The sequence below is a fragment of the Mycoplasma seminis genome (assembly GCF_030718845.1).
Classification (GTDB): domain Bacteria; phylum Bacillota_I; class Bacilli_A; order Mycoplasmatales; family Metamycoplasmataceae; genus Mycoplasmopsis; species Mycoplasmopsis seminis.
The window spans coordinates 523,847-545,538 of sequence record NZ_CP132191.1 but is presented as its reverse complement, the minus strand read 5'-3'; the positions used below and the strand labels follow the sequence as shown (position 1 = coordinate 545,538).

Genomic DNA, 21,692 nt, shown 5'->3' with positions numbered 1-21,692 from the left:
TTATGCATGAACAATCAAAATACAAAATAGTACTTGATAACTTACTTGATATCACACAAAGTGATTCATCAATTTTTACACGGATCAATGATAAATATTACATTGATTTATTTGAGCTAATTGGTGAAAAAAATATTAATACAGTTTTCAACAATGAAGCTTTTGAAGTTTCGGCTCTTGACGATTCAATTGTTGAACATATTAAAAGAATTCAAAATATTTCTAATTCAGAAAATTTGGTGCAATATTTAGAAAGACACCAACAAGATTTTGCTAATTGAAATATTAGATACAATGTTGAAAACATTTATGAAAATTATGAACATAATAAAGAAAAAATTCATAATCAGCTCGAATTAAGAATTCAAAAATCTATTTTAAAATGAAAAATCTTAAATGATAAAGTAACAAATATTTTAGATGAAACAAATATTTGACCACTACACATTGGATTTTTATTCCTTTCACTTAAAAAAGATGACAAAGTAATTTATGCTCCTTTATTTTTAAAAGAAGCTAATATTTCTTTTGTCAATGGTAAACCAATTATTAAAAGTGATGGTGATATCAAAGTAAATGAAAAATTACTATTTTTCTTAAATAACAATGATTTTAATTTAAGCATTGATACTGATTTTAAAGATTATAAAATTACTTCATTAATTCAAAAACTTCGTAAGGATTGAGAAGGACTTTATCAATTACCTGAAAATTTAATTCAATTCTTTGCTAAATATACTTATGAAGATATTACTAATGAAAATATTCGTTTCCATCCTGGAGCTGTGCTTGGAATTTATCAACCTTGAGGTGGATATTCAAGAAACAGAATGAAAGATATTATCTTAAATAATGAAATGGATGATATCATCCGGGTTGAATTTAACAAAAATGTTTATAAAGAAGTGGTAAATAAATTGATTTTTAATCCTAATTTAACATTATTTAGAATCACAGAATCAAACTTATCACAAGATAAAGCAATTATTTCAGCTCTAAACCAAAACACAGTTATTTGAGGTCCTCCTGGAACTGGTAAATCTCAAACTATTGTAAACTTAATTGCTAATATTTTATTCTATGGAAAAACTGCTATTGTAGCTTCTCAAAAGAAAGCTGCACTTGAAGTTATTAGAAATAGACTTAAATCATTATCACCATTTTGTCTTTTCATTCTTAATGCTAAAGATATGAAACGAGCAGCATTTTACAAACCAATTAGAGAATATCTTGATATGCTAGAAAACTTCAATGATTCACGTAGAATTGAATCTATTGGTACAGTAAGTAAAAAAGAACTTGAATTCATTTCGCAAGCTTCTGAATATTTAAATGATTCACTTGCAAGAAATGTTTTAAAAGCTTATTACTACATTTCTGAGCATAAAGATAACTTTGACTTTATTAAAGATATGGAATTTATTTTATCACTCCCTCGTGATATAAAATATCCTAACTATCCAACTAAAGGTCAAAGCGCTAAAGAACTTCTTAAGGTTTCGAAGTTAACCTTTTTCCCATTTGTTAAAAAATACTATGAATTAAGAAAAATAGGTAATTTAATTGATGAAAATATGCCTAATTTTGATGGTTCATGAGCTGATTTAATGCAATTTATTAATGCAATTGGATTTAATAACATTAATTCAGAATATTCACCATTTAAAAAACTTAATGAATTAATTAAGTTAAATGCTGAAATTTCACATAAACCACTTATTTCAAATGAAGAAGCCTTAAAATTAATTATCATTGAAAAAATCTTTAACAAAATTAATAACTTTAATGATGAACAAAAGAAACTTTACCGTGAATTTGCACAATCAGTTAGAGTTAATAATTTAGAACCTTATAGATTTGTTAAAAAATATGCTGAAATGATTAAACTAATTTATCCAATCATTATTGCAACACCTAATACTGATCTTTCTGGTTGAGCTAAAGAAGAATTTGATTATGCTATTTTAGATGAATCTAGTCAAATTTTTATCGAAAATGCCCTTCCTATTTTGTATTTAGCTAAAGTAAATATTTTAGCCGGTGATACTCAACAAATGAAACCAAGTAATTGATTCGGGGTTAGATATACTGATGATTCCATTTTTGGACAAGTAGAATCAGTACTTGATTATGCACTTTCGCTAGGTGTACATTCAATTATGTTAAATAAAAACTATAGATCAAATCATGCTGCGCTGATGACGTTTTCATCTAGAAACTTCTATGAAAGAAAACTTGATGTCCTTGATGCGGCTAGTGTATGAAATAATGATCCAATCGAAGTTTACCAAGTTAATGGTGAATGAGATAATAACCGTAACTTAATGGAAGCACATTTAGCAATTGAAAAAGTTAAAGAAAACTTAGATAAATACAACAAAATTATTCTGCTTTCATTCAATGCTAAACAAAGTGATTATTTAACTAATGAAATCTATAAAAACCACCGTGATTTAGAAGAAGCTATTTATGATAAAAAACTTTTAATCAGAAATATTGAAAACATCCAAGGGGATGAAGCTGATTTAGTTATCGCTACAGTAGCATATGATAAAAACACTAAACTTAATTCAACTTACGTATGTCGCCCAGGTGGAAAAAATGCTCTTAATGTAGCTATTTCAAGAGCTAAAGATAAAATGATTGTTATTAAAACAATTAAATGTGAAGATATCGTTTCTCAATTTGAAATGAGCGATGATATGAAGATATTTAAGAATTGACTTGAATTCTTAGAAAAAACACCTGAAGAAAGATTAAAATTACTTAAAAAATCATTTGATTCAAACCACTTTGCAATTTCAAATACTTTTAGCAAAGATCAATGATTTAAAGAATTAGTTTATAACAAGATTTCAGCTGCAATTGCAAATAATCCAAGATTTGAAATTTTTAAAGACTATACTGTAGGTTCACTTGATATTGATATTGTAGTAACTTGTGACAAGATACCATTTAAATGTATTTGTTTTGATACTTATAATTATTCAAATTCAATTGAAAAATATGTTTCATTATATGACTCAATTAAATTCTTGAAATCTAAAAAATATGACGTTACAGTTATTTCGCCAATTTCATGAATTTATGATCAAAACTTAGTTGCAAGTTGATTTGATGTTAAAGAAATTAGTTCATTTGAAAAAGCAGCAAGCACAAATAAAACTAATACTTATGCTATTAACCAAATTGAAACTGATGAAACAGAAGAAAGTAACATTGAAACCAATGCTATAGGGCTAAATGTTACAGAAGAACAACTTTCAACCTCAACATTTGAAAATGTTAAAGTTGAAGCTCAAAACGCAGTTTCAGCCACAAATGAAGTTGCTTTAGAAGAAACACAAAACTATTTTGAAGATAATGAACAACAAGATAGTGAAGAAATAGCTTCTGAAATAAACGAAGAAATCGAAGAAGAGTTAGCTTCTGATGAAGAATCATATCAATCTGAAGCGCAAATAGATTATGAAAATGAAGAAGCTGTTATTAATGGAGATGACCAAAACGATTTAGATGCTTATGAAGTAAAAGAAGATGAACCTTTTAACTTCTTTGAACAGGCACAAACTTCAGAAACTAATATTCAAGCACAAGAAGACTTACAAGCTATTGAAGAATCAGAAAAACAATTGCAAGAAGAAATTCAAAATCAAAACGAAGTTGATGAAAACAACCAAACGCAAGATGTAGAAGTTGAAGCGGAAGAAGAATTTACAAATGATTTTGATGTTGAATTTAAAAATGATTTTGCTAATTTAGGTATTGATCTTTCAAAACTTGAAGAAAAAATTTCTCTTTACTCAAGTGAAGAAATTAATAATGAATTTGTTACTGCACAATCCGAAGAAGAAAGTCAAATTGAACTTTCATTAGATAGCAATATTGATAACTTAACTAAAGAAGTTACACAATTTATTTCTCAAGCTACAAAAGTAACTGAATTACCTCAAGAAAATACACCAGTTGTGGAACAAGATTTACCGACTGAAGAAACTATTTCAGAACAAAGTGAGCAAACTGAAGAAGCTTCAGGTTGAGAAGGTGAAGACGAAGAAGATTTAGCTGATGATGAATTCGTAATTAACTTTAGCTTTGATGATGAAGAAGATGAAGCTAATAAAACTCAAGTAATTTCACATGAAGAACTTGAACAAAGTGCTTTAGATAAAGTTTCACAAGCTGAAAATGCAGTTAAACGTACAACTAAAACAACTTCTATGCCTAGCATGCAAGATAAAACATCAGAATGAATCTTAGATTCACAATTAGATGAGGAGGAATAGTGGATACTTTACAAGTTTTAAACTTTCTTTCTAAAAAGGTTAAATTAAAATTAATTATTCATTTATATACTTGTCATGAACAAGAATGTGATGTTAATGACTTAATTAAAGCCTTAAACGAAAAGCAATCAAATATTTCTAAGCATCTAGGAAATTTAAGGGATGCTGGAATAGTTGATGTTAGAAAAAACGGTTTAGTTTCTTATTACTATTTATCAAATGATTTTAAAGCAAAATTTGGACCTTTAATTGAAGAAGTTATGCAGCATGTACCTGCAGATGAGTACCTTCAATACACTTGTGAGTGCTTTTATGACGGACACGAACATAAACATGCGCATCATGAACATGGATGTTTACTAGATAATGACAAAAAGTAAACAAGCCAAAATAACTAAGAAATATAAAGAGAGTTTACCCTCTTTATTTTCATTAACTAAAGGTGCTCGTTTATATGCAACTGCTTCAATTTTACTTGTAATAGCTGAAGTTATTATGCAAGTATTTATGCCTCAAATCGTTGGAAATGTAATTGATGAAGGAATAGCAAAAGCCAATAAGCAAATTGTTATCCAAAAAGGACTAATTTTAATTGGCTTAGCCCTTGCTGCATTGGTTTCTGGTATTTTAGTAGCCTTTACTTCAGCTAAAGCTAGTTCGATTTTTGCACGTAATATGCGGAATGCAATTTTTGAAAAAGTCCAAGAATTTTCATTTAATGATATAGATAAATTTAGTAATGGTGTAATTTTAAACCGTCTTAATAATGATGTTAACAATATTCAAATGGCTTTTAATATGATTATTAGAGCCTTTGTCCGTTTACCATTTATGTTTATTGCTGCAATTGTATTTGCAATTCAAGAATCACTCAAACTTTCAGCAATATTCTTAGTATCACTTCCAATTATTGTTCTATTATTTATTGCGATTTGATTTAGTTCATATCCTAAATACAAATTGCTTTATAAACAATATGATGCTTATAATCAAAAGATTCAAGAAAACTTAAATGGAATGCGTACAATTAAATCTTATGTAACTGAAAAATTAGAATCAGATAAAGTTGAAACACTAGCAAATCAACTTAAAGTAACTAATACCAAAGTAGATAAAATTGTAGCTTGAAATAACCCAGTTATTTTAGGAGCAATCTTTATGTCAGTAGTTGCTCTTGCTGGAATTGGAACAAATTTATTTATTGATAACAGCTTACAAATAGGGTCAATTGTAGCTTTTGGTTCATATATTTGAATGATTTCAGGTTCATTAATGGGGATTATGAATGTCCTTGGAATGATACTGATGGCTATTCCATCTTCAAAAAGAGTTAAAGAAATTATTTATCATGTTCCAAGTATTACTAATTCACTAGAAGCTATCAAACAAGATCTTTTAGGTGGAATTAAGTTTGAAAATGTTTCATTTTCATACCATGGAAATAATGTTCTTAGTTTAGATAATATTAATTTATCAATCCCTGCTGGAGCTTCAATTGGTATTATTGGAGAAACCGGTTCAGGAAAAACTACTTTTACTTCACTGATAGCGAGATTTTATGATCCTCAAATTGGAAATGTTTATTTAGATGATACTAATATTAAACATTTAGATTTAACTTATACTAAGTCTCAAATAGCTCAAGTTTTCCAAGAATCTACCTTATTTAAAGGTACATTAAGAGAAAATATTTGCTGAGGAAAACAAGATGCAAGCGATGAAGAAATTTTTGCTGCTTTAAAACAAGCTAATATTTATGATTATGTTATGGCTCTACCAGATGGGCTAAATCACCCTGTTTCTCAAAAAGGACAAAACTTTTCTGGTGGTCAAAAGCAACGTTTATGTATTGCGCGTGCTTTAATTAAGCAACCAAAAATTTTAATTCTTGATGATGCTACTTCAGCAGTTGATTTTAAAACTGAAGCACAAATTAAAAAGGCAATTAATAACATTAAGCAATGTACCAAAATTATTATTGCTCAAAAAATAAATACCATTAAAGACTGTGATCAAATACTAGTTTTTGAAAATGGAGAAATTGCAAATATAGGAACTCATGATGAATTATTGAATTCTAGTGAGTTTTATGCAGAATTAGCAAAAGCACAACAATCTGTAGGAGGTATTGATGAAATCCTTTCAAGCAATGAATCATACAAAGAATTATCAGAAAATATCTAATGCTGATAAGAAAAAGACTTTTTCTCGTCTTGTAAAAATTCTTTGAAAAGATAACAAATGATGACTTGTGCTAGTGGCTTTTCTTATTTTACTTTCCACAGTAGGAATGCTTTATCAACAAGTCTTTATTGGGAAAATTATAGTAGGATTATTCCTTCAACCGGTGCAAGATGGACAGGTGCAACCTAGTGATTTTAAATGAGATCAATTTTACTTAACTATTGGTGGAAGTGTTATTTTATTCCTAATTAGTATTTTTTCAGGATTTGCTGCAACTAGAATTATGATTAATATCACTTATAAGACTATGACAAATATGCGGACACAACTTTATAAGCATATGCAATCACTTCCAATTAAATATTTTGATGATAATTCTAAAGGTAATTTAATTTCTCGCCTTACAGCTGATATTGATACACTTAGACAATTTTTATCTAAAACATTCCCTTCAATAGTGCAATCACTTATTATACTTTTTGCCTCAATTATAATTATGCTTGTGTTAAATTGACAACTTAGTTTAATTATGATAGGAGTTATTGTTTTAATCTTTTTAACTTCATTTTTAATTGGTAAAAAATCTTCTAAAGCTTTTATCAAGAAACAAAAAGCAATTGGAGAACAAACTGGTTATGCTGAAGAAATAATTGGTGGATTAAAAACTGTTAAAATATTTAACCAAGAAGCTAATGCAATTAAACATTTTAATAATGTAAATAATGATTTAGCTAAAGTTAACTTTAAATCAGAATTTTGAGCTAGTGTAATTTGACCTGTTTCACAAAACTTAGGCAATATAGCTTATGCTTTAGTAACTATTTTTGGTGGAATTATGGTTATAGATTTTGCGTTGCAAGGAAATGGACTTGCAGCTGGAGCTAGTGCGGGACTAACAGTAGGAACATTTATTTCATTTACTCAATTTGCTAAATCATTTGCTGGACCAGTATCCACCATGACACAAAATGCTAACTCAGTAGTTTTAGCACTTGCTGGAGCTAATAGAGTGTTTGAAGTAATGGACCAAGCTCCTGAAATTAATCAAGGAAAAATTACTTTAGTTAAAGTTGAAAAAGCTAAAGATAAATTTGTTGAAGTACCTACTTCAGAACTTTATGGAAAATATGCTTGAAAAATAACTTCAGGTAATGAAATTTCATATCAATTACTTCAAGGAAAAATTGAGTTTAAAAATGTTTCATTTAAATATGGTGATGAATATAACTTAAAAAATATTACTTTCACAGCTAATCCAGGTGAAAAAGTAGCTTTAGTTGGTGCTACAGGAGCTGGAAAAACTACTATTACAAGTTTACTTGCAAGATTTTATGAAATTACTGAAGGTGAAATTTTATATGATGGTATCCCATTAACTGAGATTGAAAAAGATTCATTAAGAAAATCACTAGGATATGTATTACAAGAAACTGTGCTTTTTAGTGATACTGTTAAAAATAATATTGCTTATGGTTCAGATGGAATTAATGAATTTGTTATGAATGATGTAACAGAAGCTGCTCACTTAAATGGTCATATTGATAAATTAAATGATAAATATGAAACTATACTAGTTAATTCAGGTTCAAACCTTTCACAAGGGCAAAGACAACTAGTTTCAATTGCTAGAGCTAGTTATAAAAACCCACCTGTATTAATACTGGATGAAGCAACTTCTAATATTGATACACACACAGAAATTATTGTTGAAAAAGCAATGGATAAATTAGTACAAAATCGTACTTCATTTATTATTGCGCATAGACTTTCTACAATAATTAATGCAGATAAAATCATTGTACTAAATGAAGGTAAAATACTTGAAATTGGTACACATAATGAATTGTTAAATAATAAAGGAACATACTGACAGCTTTGACAGAATGCTTCAAATAATAATTAAAAAATGTATAGCTCACTATAAAAATGGGCTATACATTTTTTCTATTCGTCTGCTAAGTTTTGAATAACTTTTTTAGTTAGTTCATATGCAGGACTGTTGTGTCAATCAATAATTGCTTGTCGAGCTTGTTCAGCAAATTTATTGATATCACCGTATTTGATATTGTCTTTTTTATTTTTCATATATCTCCTTAAAATTTTAATAAACAATTGTTGAAAATAAAATCAATAATAACTTCTGTTAATCTAAAAGCATTTTCAGGATCGTTTAAATGTGATAATTCTACTCATTTGATAATTTCATTAGTGTAGATTTTATCATATTTAAATCTTTCATAATTCTTTTCAGTTTTATAAATGCTATCATCTTGAAAACTTCATTTTATATATAACGAAGAAAAGATTAATAGCATAACATTTAATAATGCATAGATTAAACGTTTGTTACCATTTGTTAGTAGATGTCTTTTAATAAATCCTTCAATAATATAAGATGTTAAAAAGATAACATCATATTTTAAAAAGTCTTTATAAGAATCATCATACAAAATGTATGAGTAAAAACTGCTGATTCTTAACTCTATTAGTTTTTCAACTTTATCAACTGTTTCAATATCTTCATCAATAGGTTCATCAGAAAGCTGTTTAGCTACTCTATATGCTTCATTCACAATAATAGGGATAATATTTTCTATAATTGCTTCAAATTCGAAAAGCTCAAAGGTAAATTTAAAAGATTGATTTGATTTGGTATTAGTAAATAAAATAGATTTTTCGGTGTCAAAATTATTGGTTATTTTTAAAAAATTATTTGGGTTAAATTTGATTGTATATAAATTAAAAAGTGACTCTATGTTTTCATTTTGAAGTGTTCAGATAACGTATTGTTTTACATTATCCATAATATAATTAATATCCTCTAATTAAAAGTTCTATTGCTTGTGAACGATTTAATACTCCACCTTTTTCCTCGATAATTTGATCGAGTTTAGCTAATGCTAATGGTGTAAGGGTTATAGAAATAGGCTTCTTATAAACTCTATTTGAAGTTGTAACTGCTTGTGTGTCCATACTTCTCCTTTTCTTGTTTTTACATAATTATTTTATCATATAAAAAACTATATTATGGTCTAATGTAATAATTTTTAAGCCTAATTTTGAGATAAAAATGAATTTATTTTAATTATCATTATTTAATGATGATAAATGTTTATTTCTTTTGTTTATATAATATTTCATTTTTTTCGTTAGATTTTCTTTAGGGATCTGACGGTATGAGTTTATAATTTCTTCTCGTATATTCTTGATGAAATCATCTTTTAATTTATGAATCACACCATTTTCATCATATGTGAATTCATAATTATCAAAGCTAGCATGTATATTAGATTCTAAGTTTAAATAATTAAATTCATCTGCTATTTCATTTAATATTTTTTGGATTTTTTTACCTATTGTTTTATGTGCAATTTTTTCATTATTGTTTTTTCAAAATTCAACGGCATCTTCTTTTATTCATTCAACATTATAAATGTGAGCTTTTTGTGTTTTGTAATTGATATTAAATATCTTTTTATTTGATGTATTTATATTTTTTACATATTTATTTCTTAGTTTTTTAGCTTCATTTTTTACTTTGTTTATTATGCTGAATTCATTATTTAAGTTTTTCTTAGCATCTTCTATGGCTTTTTTGAGATCTTTTTTTGTTTTACTGTTAACATCCTTATTTTCATATTGGTTTAACACATAATAAAGATCCTTAAATTCTTTATTGAGAAGGCTATCAAATTCATTAAAAGATTTAATATCATCAACTGTTTTGCTGAAGTGACTTAAGAAGTTATTTAAATTCTGAGATACAAAATAGTCTTCTAAATTTAATGAATCAAGAATTAAAGGAAGATTGTAAATAACCTTAAATCAGCCTGAGGCTTCTTTATCTAAAATTAATTCTGAACCTTCTGGATTAGATAAAGAACCTTGGACATTGCTTCCTTTTAATTGATATATCAATTCTTTTAAATTTCCATTATGTTCTTGAAAATATTTTATGTTTATAAAATTATTTAAAATATAAAGTTGTTCTATGTTTAATTGAATAATATCATGTTGATTATTTGAATATCTTTCAATAAAATCAAGATTTAATTATTCAAATAGTTTTTTTCTAATTTTAAAATTTCTAGGTGGTTTAGCATTTATCAGACCTGCATCAGCATCAAGATGCTGTTTTGTATTCATTTTATCAATTTGACATTCTGTAAAGTTTAAATATCATGTTTTTATGTAACCTAATTTTGTATCAAAAGCTATGTATAAATTAAATTTACATTTTATAGCTTTTGTATTTTTACTTGATTTATGATTTCTAGTGCAAAATGGAATTTTAAAAATTTCTACTTGAGACATTTTAAAATCTCCTTAAATATCGCTTCTAAAACTTCTACAGATATTGAATTGCCGCACGTATAAATCATTTTTGTTTCAGAAATTAAGCCACTATTTTTAACAATATTATGGTCTTTTTTGTCAAAGCCCATGTACAAAAATGATTCTAATGAACTTATAAACTTAAGCTTGTTTTCTTTTTCAAAATAAAATTTTAATCTCGAATTAGCTCCACTTGCTGTTAGTGTCGGACCACTGTTTACAGGTTTATAAATATATGATTCTGAATTAAATTTTGTATATCCTATTAATCTAGCTTTAGTAATATTATTTTTTGTAGTTGTAAAATTTGTTATTTTATATTTGCTCATTAAGTTAGAATATTTGTCATCAATGTTTAATTTGATTATTTTTTCAAGAGTTTTTCTTGATTTTTCAGGTTTAGGGAATTCAAAATCTTTACTTAAATGAGTTTCTAATATAGATACAGCAAAAACTCTTTCCCTATTTTGGGCAGAACCATAATCGGCTGAATTTAGAACTTTAAAATATGATTTATACCCTAAATCAGACAATGTATTTAATCAATTATTAAACGGTTCTTTAAATTTGGATGTATTTAAAGCTTTCACATTTTCTAATAATAAAACTTTTGGTAATCTATCAATATTTTCTTTAAGAATTCTTTCTACTTCATATAAAAGACCACTGCGAGTCCCTATTTTTATTCCTCTTTGTTTTCCTTGCTGTGATAAATCTTGACAAGGAAATGAATACGTAAATATATCAATATTTTCAGGTAATCTTGAAAACTGGGTTATATCTGTTGATGAAGTAAATGTTTCAAGCTTTGTATGATTTTTATAATGCTTATTAGAATATTCATTATTCACATAAGAATATAAATATGGAAATATCAAACTAAGCTTATCCTCATTCATGTTGAAGAAATATTTCTTTGAAACTGGTTTCTTAGAATCTGAACTAAATGTATATTTGCTTAAAAGTGTTGCTTTTTCATTATGCGATAATTTCGTTTCGGGTTTTAATTTTCCATAATGTATGAGTTGATAAGATATTATTGCATCGATATATCAATCAATAGTTCCTAAATTATTAATTTCGAGCGAAAGCTCCTCTCTCTCTCTCTCTCTCTCTCTCTCTTCTTATATTGTTAAGTGCTTTATATTGTGAACCTATTCCGGCGAATGATTCAAATAAATTTATTGTTTTTTTCATTTGAATTTATTATACCGTATTGCTACTATGTTGTATGTAATAATAACAAAGTATAAAAAATAGAAAAGTATTTAAAACCTCTATATTTAAGCCTTAAACACAATTATGTATTTTTAAAAATCAATATATAATATATTTGATTTTTCAATAAATTAAAATATTAGAAAAAGGGGGACATAATGGCTAACATTAAGTCAAAAGTTAAAAGTATAGCTAAGATGGAACAAGCTCGTCAAAAAAACGCAGCTATGAAATCTCGTGTTAAAACAGCTGTACGTAAAGCTAGAGAAGCTGTGATTGCTAAAGATCCTAAAGCTAACGAATTAGTAGCTTTTGCTCACAAAACAATCGCTAAAGCAGTTTCTAAAGGTGTATTCCATGCAAATAAAGGTGCAAGAAAACACTCTAGATTAGATGAATTTGTAAACAAAAACAAATAGTCATTTAATTAGTTAACTAATCTAATGCAAATTAGAGCCAAAGAGGAATCTTTGGTTTTTTATTTGCAAATAAAAACTCGCTAGGCGAGTAATTATTACATTTTAATGCTTCCAGTTGTTCTTGGGTATGGAATAGCTTCTCTAATGTTTTCTGTTCCTGTTACATACATAACAAGTCTTTCAAATCCAAGTCCAAATCCTGAAGTAAGCATGTGACCGTATCTACGTAAGTTTAGGTATCATTCTAAATCTTTTTCATCAATTCCAAGTTCTCTAACTCTAGTTAAAAGTTTATCGTAATCAGATTCACGTTGAGATCCCCCAACAAGTTCTCCAACTCCGGGAACTAGTAAGTCAAAAGCAGCTACAGTTCTTCCATCATCATTTTGTTTCATATAAAATGCTTTGAAATCTTTAGGGAAGTTAATAATAGCCACAGGAGCATTATAAACTTTTTCAGTTAAGTATCTTTCATGTTCTGAACCTAAATCAAGTCCAAATTCAATATCTTTGTTTTCAAAGATATCTCTAACTTTTTTAAGTTCTTCAATTGCATCAGCATAATCAACTACTTTAAGTGGAGTTTCAACAAAGTGGTTTAATCTATCAATTAATCCATTGTTTGAAATTGAATCTAAATATTCAAGCTCCATTCTATTTTTAGCCATAGTGTTTCTAATAACTACTTTAAGCATATCATCAGCAAGTTCAATTGTTTGAAGTAAATCATAAAATGCAACTTCTGGTTCAATCATTCAGAATTCAGCTAAATGTCTTTTGGTGTTTGATTTTTCAGCTCTAAATGTTGGTGCAAAAGTATAAATCTTCTTCATTCCAACTGCATAAGATTCACCATGAAGTTGTCCAGTAACTCCTAAAGTAGCTTTTTTAGCTTTTCCAAAAAATGGGTCTTGTGATTCATTATCTGAAACTAAAAATGTTTCTCCAGCTCCTTCTCCATCATTACTTGTGATTATAGGGCTAGCCATAAGGTAAAAATCTTTAGCAATAAAGTATTTATGAATTTCTTGAGCTAATGTTGAACGAATAAGCATAATAGCTCTAAGAAGGTTAGTTCTATGTCTAAGGTGTGGAATTTCACGTAATGTTTCTAAATTCATTTCTTGTGATTGAATTGGATAATCTTCATCCACTTTTTTATATCCAACAAGTTGTGTAGCAATCATTTCAATTGGTTGAGGTGCATCCGGTGTAGCATGTAAGCTTCCTTTAACTACAATAGCGCTTCCTGGTTTTAAACTATCTAAAATATTGAAGTCGAAGTTTTCTCCTTTGAAAACTACTTGAAGGTTTTTAATTGTTGAACCATCATTTACTTCTATAAAACGAATTTTCTTGTTTCCTCTGTTACTTGAAACTCACCCTTCAACAGTTACATCTGTTCATGTGTCATAAAATCCTGGTTTAAGGATTATTTTTTTAATTGAGTGCATAATTCTCCTAAATTTAATCTTGGTATTTAACTTTAATTATTATTTTATCTTTACTTTCTAAAGATTCATTTGCAAAAGTAATTTTGTGTAATTCACCTGGGAAAAAGAGCGCAAATGTTCCTTTAGTTAATCTAACTTTATTTTGATACTGTGAAGCCTTAATATAGAAAACATCGTTTTCTTTATTAATGTCTAAAATATCACTTTGAGTGTATTTTGGCTCTGGGTCAAAATAAATAATTTCATCATCTTGATAAAAGACATGAATATCAATGGTGTAATCATGCATTTCACCATAATTTTCTTGATAAAGAGGGCTAAAATTCCGTTTAACAAGCTTTATATCATCAGAAAATTGATGAACTCCATGTGAGCATTCTTCCATATTGCCTTTGAGTGCGAGCTCAAGAGCATTTTGTAAAACATCATTTTTAAAGTTATACTTTTTGATATTTTCAAGTTTGTCAAATATCATTTTAACCTCCTAATTTGTTTATGTGTAAATTATAAAGCTTTTCTTTTATATTTAAATATAAAAGAAAAGAAAAATCTCCATTATTTTTGGAGATGTTTCAGCTAAAATTAAGCGACTTTTACTCTTTTTTTAGTTTCGAATTGATAATCGGTTGCATATAAAATTCCATCAGCAAATTGTAATTTTAAACCGGCTGGAATTTTGGTTTTTGAAGCATAATAAATCTTAACTCTTTTGCCTTGTAAAATATAATAAGCTCCTGGATTTGAACTAAAAGCTCTAATTTTATTAAATGCTTCATTTAGACTTTCTTCAGGTTTTAATAAAGCATCTTCCTTATTAAGCTTAGGCGACATAGTTACTAAAGTTTCATCTTGAGGTGTTGGGGTGTATTTACCAGCAGCAAAATTATTTAATCATTCAGTAATATTTTCTTTAGCTAAAAGAGAGATTTTTTCAAACATACTATCACTTGTGTCACTATCTAAAATAGGTGTGCTTACTGTAGTAATTACATCTCCAGCATCCATAGCTTTTACCATATACATAAGTGAAATACCTGTGATATTATCTCCGTTTCAAATAGCATATTGAATTGGAGCTGCACCTCTATATTTAGGTAGTAAACTACCATGAATATTTAAAGCAGCTTTTTTAGGTAAATCCAGTACTTTTTGCGGAATAATTTGCCCAAAAGCACAAGTGAGTAAAATATCAAAATCAATCTGAGCTAACTCATCATAAATTTCACTAATTTTATTGGGTTGATAAACTTTGATACCATATTTTTCACCCAAAAGTTTAGCGGGTGTAGGTTCAAGTTTATATCCTCGATTAGCTGGTTTATCTGGTTGAGAAATAATTGCAATTACATCAAAGTTTTGAATCACTTCTTCAAAAATGGGAACTGAAAATACTGGTGTTCCTGCTAAAATAATCTTTAATTTTTCCATGTTATACTCCTATAAAAGTTTCTACTTTAGTTAATTGAATTATTAAGTGAATTAATTTATCTATTAATGGTTTTGAAACAACAGTTACATTATTGGCTTTTTTGCTGGTAGCAAAATGTTTAGCTAATTCATTTAGTGGAAAATATGAACCAAAATAAGTTAATAAATTATTTTGAGCTCTATTTTGTAGTATTTTTAATAAAACTGATTCTAAAAATCATTCAGTATATTTTTTAAGCCCAATTTCATCTAAAATCAGCACTGGAACATTTGAAAGCTCATTAATTAAATAATTAATATCTTCAGAATTACCAATTAAATTTTTAACTCATTCATCTAATTGATTTAAATCCATGTATGTCACTGCTACATCGTTTAAAGCAAAAGTATTAGCTAAAGCTGAAAGGTATTTTACCCGATAACTATTTGCTGGTCCATGGAAATAAACTCCATATAAAGGATTAAAATCTTTCTTTTGCAGTGCTAATAAAATTTCAATTTTAATACCGGCTAAATCATAATATAAATTATCATCAATATCTAAATCATTTAAATTTTCTGAGTAAAAAGGTTCAGAAATATGTTGCAATATTATATTATTTAACATACGATATTTATCACCTTTAGCATTATGTGCAATGCTTTTGGTGATTAGTAACTTATTATTTTCATCTCTAGAAAATTGATATAAATAAGGTGAAGCATCTGGATTTTGCAATTGGTTTTTATAATCTATAAAAAAATTAAAGTAATCCCAGATTTCAAAATCTGAGACTTTTAATTTTTTGAAAACTTTAGCTAGTAAAGGTTCTTGTTTAATTTGAGCAATTAAAGATTCTTTACTAATGTTTTGACTAAGTAGTGAGTTAAATGAAGCTTTTGAGCTCATTGTGCCTCCTTATTTTAAAGCTGCTTTTAATATTTCTTTCTTTTGGAACACTTTTAAATCATAAGTGTTTTTTAATTTACCATCAAAGTAATTTTCAACCATTTCAAAATCAGTTAAATTCATTTGAATAACTTCATTAATCATGCTTCCTGAATGTTTTAATCATTCTTTAATAGGTCTTCCATCATTTCTTTTTGAGTGATAGAATGAAAGGAATAAAATTAAATTAAGCACTTTATCATCTTTTAATTTGCCTTGTCATTGTGAAATAGTTGCATAAGTGTTTTGATCAAGTTCTGAATTAATTAATTGTTCTGCAAATTGAATTGAAGTTAATTTTAAAATAGCTTCATATTCATTTGGATATTTAATTTTACCAATTTCAAGTTTAGTTGCAGTTGCAAAATCAAATCTTTGGTTTTGAATTGAACTTTTTCTGCTTTTACCAATTCTAATCACATCTTCAACAAAAGTATTATTAACTTGTGCAGAAATTGTGTGATTGAATTCTGAGAAGAAATCAGTAGAAACGTCTTCAACATTGTAAGTTTCTTTATAAGTTGAAGGACGTGTTTTTGAAATTATCATGTGTTTATAGTTTTCTTCACCGATGTGATTACGTAATAAATCTGAAAGCAATTGGTTTTGTTTAAATCCGAAAGCATTAAGTGGTTTTTGCAATGAAAAGATCATTATTTTTCTTTCATGATCAGCATATGAATTAATTAAACCACAAGCTTCAAGTTGTCTTCTAGCTTTTAAAAGTGAATCTAAATCACTGTTTAAAAAGGTGGTTAAAGCAGCAAAATCATAATTAAAACGTTTAAAATTACTGTCTTTTACGTAATCTAAAAAATAGTGATATAAAAAGATAGGATTTGAGCCTAAAAATGGACCATAAAATTCTCTTAAATTAACTAAATCATCATTAGTGATTTCATTACTTTTTTCGATTGCAAAATAACTGTATTGTAAGTCCATTTTTAGCTCCTTGAAATTTAAAAATAAATATTGGTACTTATATTTTACATAGTTTGCTTTATCTCGTGTAATAATAATTTAATTTTATCTAAATTATCACGTTTATTCAAGGGGATATTCACAACCTTTTTATTTCTAAAAAAATCTTTTTCCTCTCAATTATAGGCGTTTTGGTTTAATAAAATTTCTAAAACAAAGTTATCCACACCCTTATTTTTTAGCAATTTTTCATGCTGAGAAGGCGAAATTTGCATATTAAGAATTAAAGAGAAAAAAGTCGAAAAATCTACTATTTTTGTAGCTAAAATTGGTATTTCTACAAAATCATACTGATGCTGTTGTAAATGCGATTTTATCTCTAAAAAAACCTCTTTTTCTATTAGTTGTAAATTAGTCAAATCTTGACGAATTCATTTTTTGATTTCATCCTTGCTAACTTGGTTATTTTTTATCAAAAATTCACCAATATTTTGCTTAATTTTATTAATAAAATCACTGTTTTGAGTATATAAATAATTTACATATTCATCACAAGAAAAAGTTGAATATCCAAGCGAAGCACAAGATTTTAAAAATGTAGTTTTACCAGAAGCTATTTTTCCAACTATTGCTATCATATTAATTCTTTTAATTTAGCTAAAACAAATCTAAGTTCTAAATCCTCTAGTTGCATAATTGCATTTTCTATATCTAAATCAATTACATAGTCATCTTTATTAGTATCAAAATCAGTAACATTAGGATTTAGTGTAGCCATTTGTAAACAAAATAGTGCATCTTGTTTACCATTTTGTAATTTAGTAATTACACTTTTAGTTAAATCATTACTTCAATTAGCTTCATTTTGATACAAATTAGGAACTGATCCATATTTTTGAATTAAGCTAACAGCAGTTTTATCACCAATTCCTTTAACTCCAGGTAAATTATCACTACTATCTCCAGCAAGAGCTTTATAATCAATTACTTGAGAAGGTAAAAATCCATAAATTTGGAAATAATTGTCTAGTGTAAGTAAAGAATAATTATTACTATCTTTTTGAATTATTGCAGTATTTTGATCAATTAATTGTTGTAAGTCTTTATCTCTTGAAAAGATGATTTTGAATTGATCATCTGCTACTTGTTTACAGTAAGCTGCAATTAAATCATCAGCCTCAAATCCAGGCATTTCTTGGAAATTAACATTTAAAGATTTTAAAATTTCTTTAACTAAGTTAAATTGAACAAATAATTCTTCTGGTGCTTTAGTTCTACCAGCTTTATAATCTTGATAAATATCATGTCTAAAGCTTTTTTTTGGCGAGTCAAAAGCTATATATAAATGAGTAGGATTGTAAAAGTCAATTAATTTAATTAATTGATGTAAAAATAAGTTAATTCCATTAGTTGGAACTCCTTTAGAACTACGCATAATATTAGTTGGATTACCATAATATGTAGCATAAAAAGATTGGAACATTAAATAGTTCCCATCTATTAGTAAGTGTTTTTCTTTTTTATTCATTGTTATTATTTTCTTCCTTTCAATCAATGAAAGTATAATAATTAGCCTTATTTAGTTTAAGTAGTGCTATTATCATTCTTGGTTGAGTGTTGTTTAAAATTTCGCTTGCTTTAGAACTAAATCCAAAGGCTAAAACGCTTTTTGAATTATCTACTAGAGAAACTCTTGGACGACCTTTTGCGTCTTTTTGAACTTTAGATAAGTAACATTTAACTCAAGTTGAATGCTCATTAACATCAGCTAGAGTTTTGTATCCTTCAATATTTGCAATTCCACTAAGAGCATTATAAACACCACCTAATAATTCGGATTCATATTTCATTTCTAGTGCTACATCAGTAGGAATTAGGTCAAAAACTACATCAGCAATGTTTTGGGTTTTAATAAAGTTAAGTAGTAAAGCACTTTTATCACCTTTAACTTTTTTGTATGAAGTTTCAAATAATTCATTAAATACACTAGCGTATTTTTCTTTTGCATTCATTAAAGTAGCGATACCACCAAATTCTCTAAAAGCATTTGCTTTAATTAAATTATCAATTACGCTTTCAGATATTCCAGCTATATTTCTAAGTCTTAAAAATGCTTCAATAAAGTTATTATAAGTTCCATTAGTTTTTCTTTCTTCAGTAATTTTACCAGCAGCTACTCCACCGACACCTTTAATCATTAAAATAGGTAAATATAATTCATTATTTACAATTTCAACTACATCAGTAGAAACATTAATTTCAGGTGAATGAACTTTTATGCCTTGATTTGTAGCATCAGCAACATATTTTTTAATATTTTGTTGATCTGAAGAAGAGTTTGAAATTAATACTTTATAGAAAATTAATGGATATTTTGCTTTGTAGTAAGCAAGTTTATAAGCAATTAATGCATAAGCAACTGCATGTGATTTATTAAATCCATAAGCAGCAAATTTTTCAATATTTGAATAAATTTCTTCTAGTACATTAAGAGGTATATTATTTTGTAATCCACCTTGGAAAAATGCAGCTTTATAACTATGTAATTTAGCTTCATCTTTTTTAGAAATAGCTCTACGTAAAAGGTCAGCTTGCGCAAAACTCATTCCAGCAACTTTTTGAGCTATTTGCATAATTTGTTCTTGGTAAACAATTATTCCATAAGTATTTTTAACTATTTCATCATACAATGGATGAAGTTTTTCAATATTATTTGGATTTTGTTTATTTCTACCATATGTAGCTATATATTGCATTGGTCCAGGTCTAAAGAGTGAAATAATTGCATAAATATCATCAAATGAATCAATTCCAACTTCTTTAATAGCATTTTGCATTCCGGGAGATTCTAATTGGAAAATACCATTAGTTAATAAATTATTTAGCAGTTTAATTGCATCAGCGTCTAAAAATTTAGAATAACTTTTACCAATTAAATTATCAAAACGATATTGTGGTTGAATCATATCTTCAATTTCTTGTAAAATAGTTAAGTTTTTAAGACCTAAAAAATCAATTTTAATTAATCCAAATCTTTCTAAATAATTTAGTGTGAATTCCACTTGCTGCAAGGTATTAGCATTATAAGTTACTGGAACAACATCTTTTATTGGACGATCACAAATAATAACCCCAGCAGCATGAATTCCAACTTGACGAGGTAATCCTTCAATTTGGCTTGCTAAATAATGTAATCTCGGATGTAAATCAACATAGTTTTTATATTTTTCATTATTCTTATAAGCCTCAACTAAAGAGGTATCAGTATTTTTTAAGGTATTACATACCTTATCAATTTCACTAACAGGAATATTAAGGTATCTTGCTATATCTCTTAATGAATTTTTTAAAGCTAAAGTTTGAAACACTGAAATTAAAGCGACATTTTGCTCACCATATTTATTTTTGATATATTGTAATAATTCATCTCTTCTACTATCTTGAATATCAATATCAATATCAGGAAGTGAAACACGGTCTTTATTTAGGAATCTTTCAAACAATAAATCAAATTCAAGTGGATCAATATCAGTAATTCCTAGTAAATAAGAAATTAATGAACCAGAAGCCGAACCTCTTCCTGGTCCGATAGCAATTCCTTGTGATTTTGCATAATTAATAATGTCTTGAATGATTAAAAAGTAGTCTAAAAATCCTAAGTTTTTAATAACTTCAAATTCATAATAAACTCTTTGTTTAACTACATCTTCACCAAAGGTATAAATTAAATCTAATGCTTTTTGATTTGAAAGCAATTTAGCTAATTCTTTTTTAACATCCCCATCAAACTTAGCTAATTTAATGCTTTTATCCGGCATTATAACATTACAGCTAAGGGCTATTTGCTCAGTTAATTGTGCTACAGTTTCATCAACATTAGCAAAATCATCCTCGTCTAAATAATCAGAGTAATAATGTTGAGTGTATTCGATATTACCAATTGCATTTAAAATAGGAATTAATTCATTTTGCTCTTGTGTAAGAACTTTTTTACATGGGGCTCAAAGTGTTTGGATTTCTTGTTGTTTTTTATTATTTAAATAAAAATTACTTAAATAATTTTTAACTGTAATATTTTTAGCTTTTAATCCTTTAAATTCATGATCAATAACATAAACATTTTCATTTTCTAATTCATAATAAGAAATGTCTTGTCCTTGAGTTCTTTTGTAAATTAAATCATTTAAAAATATGTATCCAGCATTATTTTTAGCTAGTAAAAATACACTAAAGTTTTCAACTAAATCTAGTTCAAGTCCAATTAGTGGTTTAATTCCATAATTAGTTTGCATTTCTCAATAATATTGCAACGCATATAAGTTATCAATATCCGTTAAAGGCAGAAATTCCATCTTATTTTTTTGTGCTAAAGCAATAAGCTCTTGAACACGAATTGCTGAATTTAAAAAAGAGTATTCTGTATTTGTGTGAAGATATATTTTTTTCATATTTGTATTATAGTGTATTATCTAATATCTACTGCTAAAAAGCTGATTTTTTTCTTTAGAAAAAAGAAAAA

20 protein-coding genes and 1 pseudogene are annotated in these 21,692 nt (G+C 27.2%); 5 read left to right on the top strand and 16 right to left on the bottom strand.

Annotation, left to right across the window (positions count from 1 at the left end; genetic code table 4):
- Positions 1-2: 2 nt before the first annotated feature.
- From Q8852_RS02395 to Q8852_RS02380, 4 genes are read left to right on the top strand one after another with little or no spacing between them, the layout of a single operon-like run.
- Positions 3-4,286 (top strand): AAA domain-containing protein, encoded by a 4,284-nt coding sequence (locus tag Q8852_RS02395; protein ID WP_305937592.1) that lies wholly within the window; start codon positions 3-5, stop codon positions 4,284-4,286.
- Positions 4,286-4,666 carry an ArsR/SmtB family transcription factor gene (locus Q8852_RS02390; protein WP_305937591.1) on the top strand — a complete coding sequence of 127 codons (381 nt, stop codon included), beginning with the start codon at positions 4,286-4,288 and terminating at the stop codon, positions 4,664-4,666. The genes Q8852_RS02395 and Q8852_RS02390 overlap by 1 nt, the downstream gene beginning before the upstream one ends.
- Positions 4,653-6,470 carry an ABC transporter ATP-binding protein gene (locus Q8852_RS02385; RefSeq protein ID WP_305937590.1) on the top strand — a complete coding sequence of 606 codons (1,818 nt, stop codon included), beginning with the start codon at positions 4,653-4,655 and terminating at the stop codon, positions 6,468-6,470. The genes Q8852_RS02390 and Q8852_RS02385 overlap by 14 nt, the downstream gene beginning before the upstream one ends.
- Positions 6,418-8,373 (top strand): ABC transporter ATP-binding protein, encoded by a 1,956-nt coding sequence (locus Q8852_RS02380; protein WP_305937589.1) that lies wholly within the window; start codon positions 6,418-6,420, stop codon positions 8,371-8,373. The genes Q8852_RS02385 and Q8852_RS02380 overlap by 53 nt, the downstream gene beginning before the upstream one ends.
- Before the next feature lie 41 nt (positions 8,374-8,414).
- Here Q8852_RS02380 and Q8852_RS02375 read toward each other — a convergent pair whose 3' ends face one another.
- From Q8852_RS02375 to Q8852_RS02345, 8 genes and pseudogenes are all read right to left on the bottom strand, one after another.
- Positions 8,415-8,555 carry a hypothetical protein gene (locus tag Q8852_RS02375; RefSeq protein WP_305937588.1) on the bottom strand — a complete coding sequence of 47 codons (141 nt, stop codon included), beginning with the start codon at positions 8,553-8,555 and terminating at the stop codon, positions 8,415-8,417.
- An 8-nt stretch (positions 8,556-8,563) separates the two neighbouring features.
- Positions 8,564-9,274 (bottom strand): hypothetical protein, encoded by a 711-nt coding sequence (locus Q8852_RS02370; RefSeq protein WP_305937587.1) that lies wholly within the window; start codon positions 9,272-9,274, stop codon positions 8,564-8,566.
- A 7-nt stretch (positions 9,275-9,281) separates the two neighbouring features.
- Complete coding sequence (locus tag Q8852_RS02365; RefSeq protein WP_305937586.1) at positions 9,282-9,443, bottom strand: ribbon-helix-helix domain-containing protein; 162 nt, start codon at positions 9,441-9,443, stop codon at positions 9,282-9,284.
- A gap of 108 nt (positions 9,444-9,551) precedes the next feature.
- Positions 9,552-10,508: an MAG4270 family putative restriction endonuclease gene (locus Q8852_RS02360; RefSeq protein ID WP_369810278.1), complete on the bottom strand. Its 957-nt coding sequence runs from the start codon at positions 10,506-10,508 to the stop codon at positions 9,552-9,554.
- A 15-nt stretch (positions 10,509-10,523) separates the two neighbouring features.
- On the bottom strand, positions 10,524-10,784 hold the full coding sequence (locus tag Q8852_RS02355; RefSeq protein ID WP_305937584.1) for a hypothetical protein: 261 nt from the start codon (positions 10,782-10,784) through the stop codon (positions 10,524-10,526).
- On the bottom strand, positions 10,772-11,704 hold the full coding sequence (dcm, locus tag Q8852_RS02350; protein WP_305937583.1) for a DNA (cytosine-5-)-methyltransferase: 933 nt from the start codon (positions 11,702-11,704) through the stop codon (positions 10,772-10,774). The genes Q8852_RS02355 and dcm overlap by 13 nt, the downstream gene beginning before the upstream one ends.
- A gap of 6 nt (positions 11,705-11,710) precedes the next feature.
- A pseudogene (locus Q8852_RS04535) lies at positions 11,711-11,812 on the bottom strand (hypothetical protein); the annotation flags it as partial.
- Between the two features lie 67 nt (positions 11,813-11,879).
- Positions 11,880-12,002, bottom strand: coding sequence for a hypothetical protein (locus Q8852_RS02345; RefSeq protein ID WP_305937582.1), 123 nt, complete (start codon positions 12,000-12,002; stop codon positions 11,880-11,882).
- A 179-nt stretch (positions 12,003-12,181) separates the two neighbouring features.
- Here Q8852_RS02345 and rpsT point away from each other — a divergent pair, with 179 nt between their 5' ends.
- Positions 12,182-12,442 (top strand): 30S ribosomal protein S20, encoded by a 261-nt coding sequence (gene rpsT, locus Q8852_RS02340; RefSeq protein WP_305937581.1) that lies wholly within the window; start codon positions 12,182-12,184, stop codon positions 12,440-12,442.
- A 95-nt stretch (positions 12,443-12,537) separates the two neighbouring features.
- Here the strand turns inward: rpsT and asnS are convergent, their stop codons facing one another.
- The 8 genes from asnS to dnaE all read right to left on the bottom strand — a co-directional run bounded on the left by asnS (position 12,538) and on the right by dnaE (position 21,621).
- Positions 12,538-13,896: an asparagine--tRNA ligase gene (gene asnS / locus Q8852_RS02335; RefSeq protein ID WP_305938382.1), complete on the bottom strand. Its 1,359-nt coding sequence runs from the start codon at positions 13,894-13,896 to the stop codon at positions 12,538-12,540.
- A 13-nt stretch (positions 13,897-13,909) separates the two neighbouring features.
- The gene (locus tag Q8852_RS02330; protein WP_305938381.1) at positions 13,910-14,371 is read right to left on the bottom strand and encodes a YhcH/YjgK/YiaL family protein; all 462 of its coding nucleotides are present in this window, start codon (positions 14,369-14,371) and stop codon (positions 13,910-13,912) included.
- A 107-nt stretch (positions 14,372-14,478) separates the two neighbouring features.
- Positions 14,479-15,324 (bottom strand): methionyl-tRNA formyltransferase, encoded by an 846-nt coding sequence (gene fmt, locus Q8852_RS02325; RefSeq protein WP_305938380.1) that lies wholly within the window; start codon positions 15,322-15,324, stop codon positions 14,479-14,481.
- 1 nt (position 15,325) lies between these two features.
- Positions 15,326-16,213: a hypothetical protein gene (locus Q8852_RS02320; protein WP_305938379.1), complete on the bottom strand. Its 888-nt coding sequence runs from the start codon at positions 16,211-16,213 to the stop codon at positions 15,326-15,328.
- A gap of 9 nt (positions 16,214-16,222) precedes the next feature.
- Positions 16,223-17,194 (bottom strand): replication initiation and membrane attachment family protein, encoded by a 972-nt coding sequence (locus Q8852_RS02315; protein ID WP_305938378.1) that lies wholly within the window; start codon positions 17,192-17,194, stop codon positions 16,223-16,225.
- Between the two features lie 44 nt (positions 17,195-17,238).
- Entirely contained in the window at positions 17,239-17,811 is a 573-nt protein-coding gene (locus tag Q8852_RS02310; protein ID WP_305938377.1) for a dephospho-CoA kinase, read from the bottom strand.
- Positions 17,805-18,701, bottom strand: a complete 897-nt coding sequence (locus Q8852_RS02305) for a 5'-3' exonuclease (protein WP_305938376.1) — start codon at positions 18,699-18,701, stop codon at positions 17,805-17,807. Before Q8852_RS02305 ends, Q8852_RS02310 begins: the two co-directional genes overlap by 7 nt.
- Positions 18,694-21,621: a DNA polymerase III subunit alpha gene (gene dnaE / locus Q8852_RS02300; protein ID WP_305938375.1), complete on the bottom strand. Its 2,928-nt coding sequence runs from the start codon at positions 21,619-21,621 to the stop codon at positions 18,694-18,696. The genes Q8852_RS02305 and dnaE overlap by 8 nt, the downstream gene beginning before the upstream one ends.
- Between the last annotated feature and the right edge of the window lie 71 nt (positions 21,622-21,692).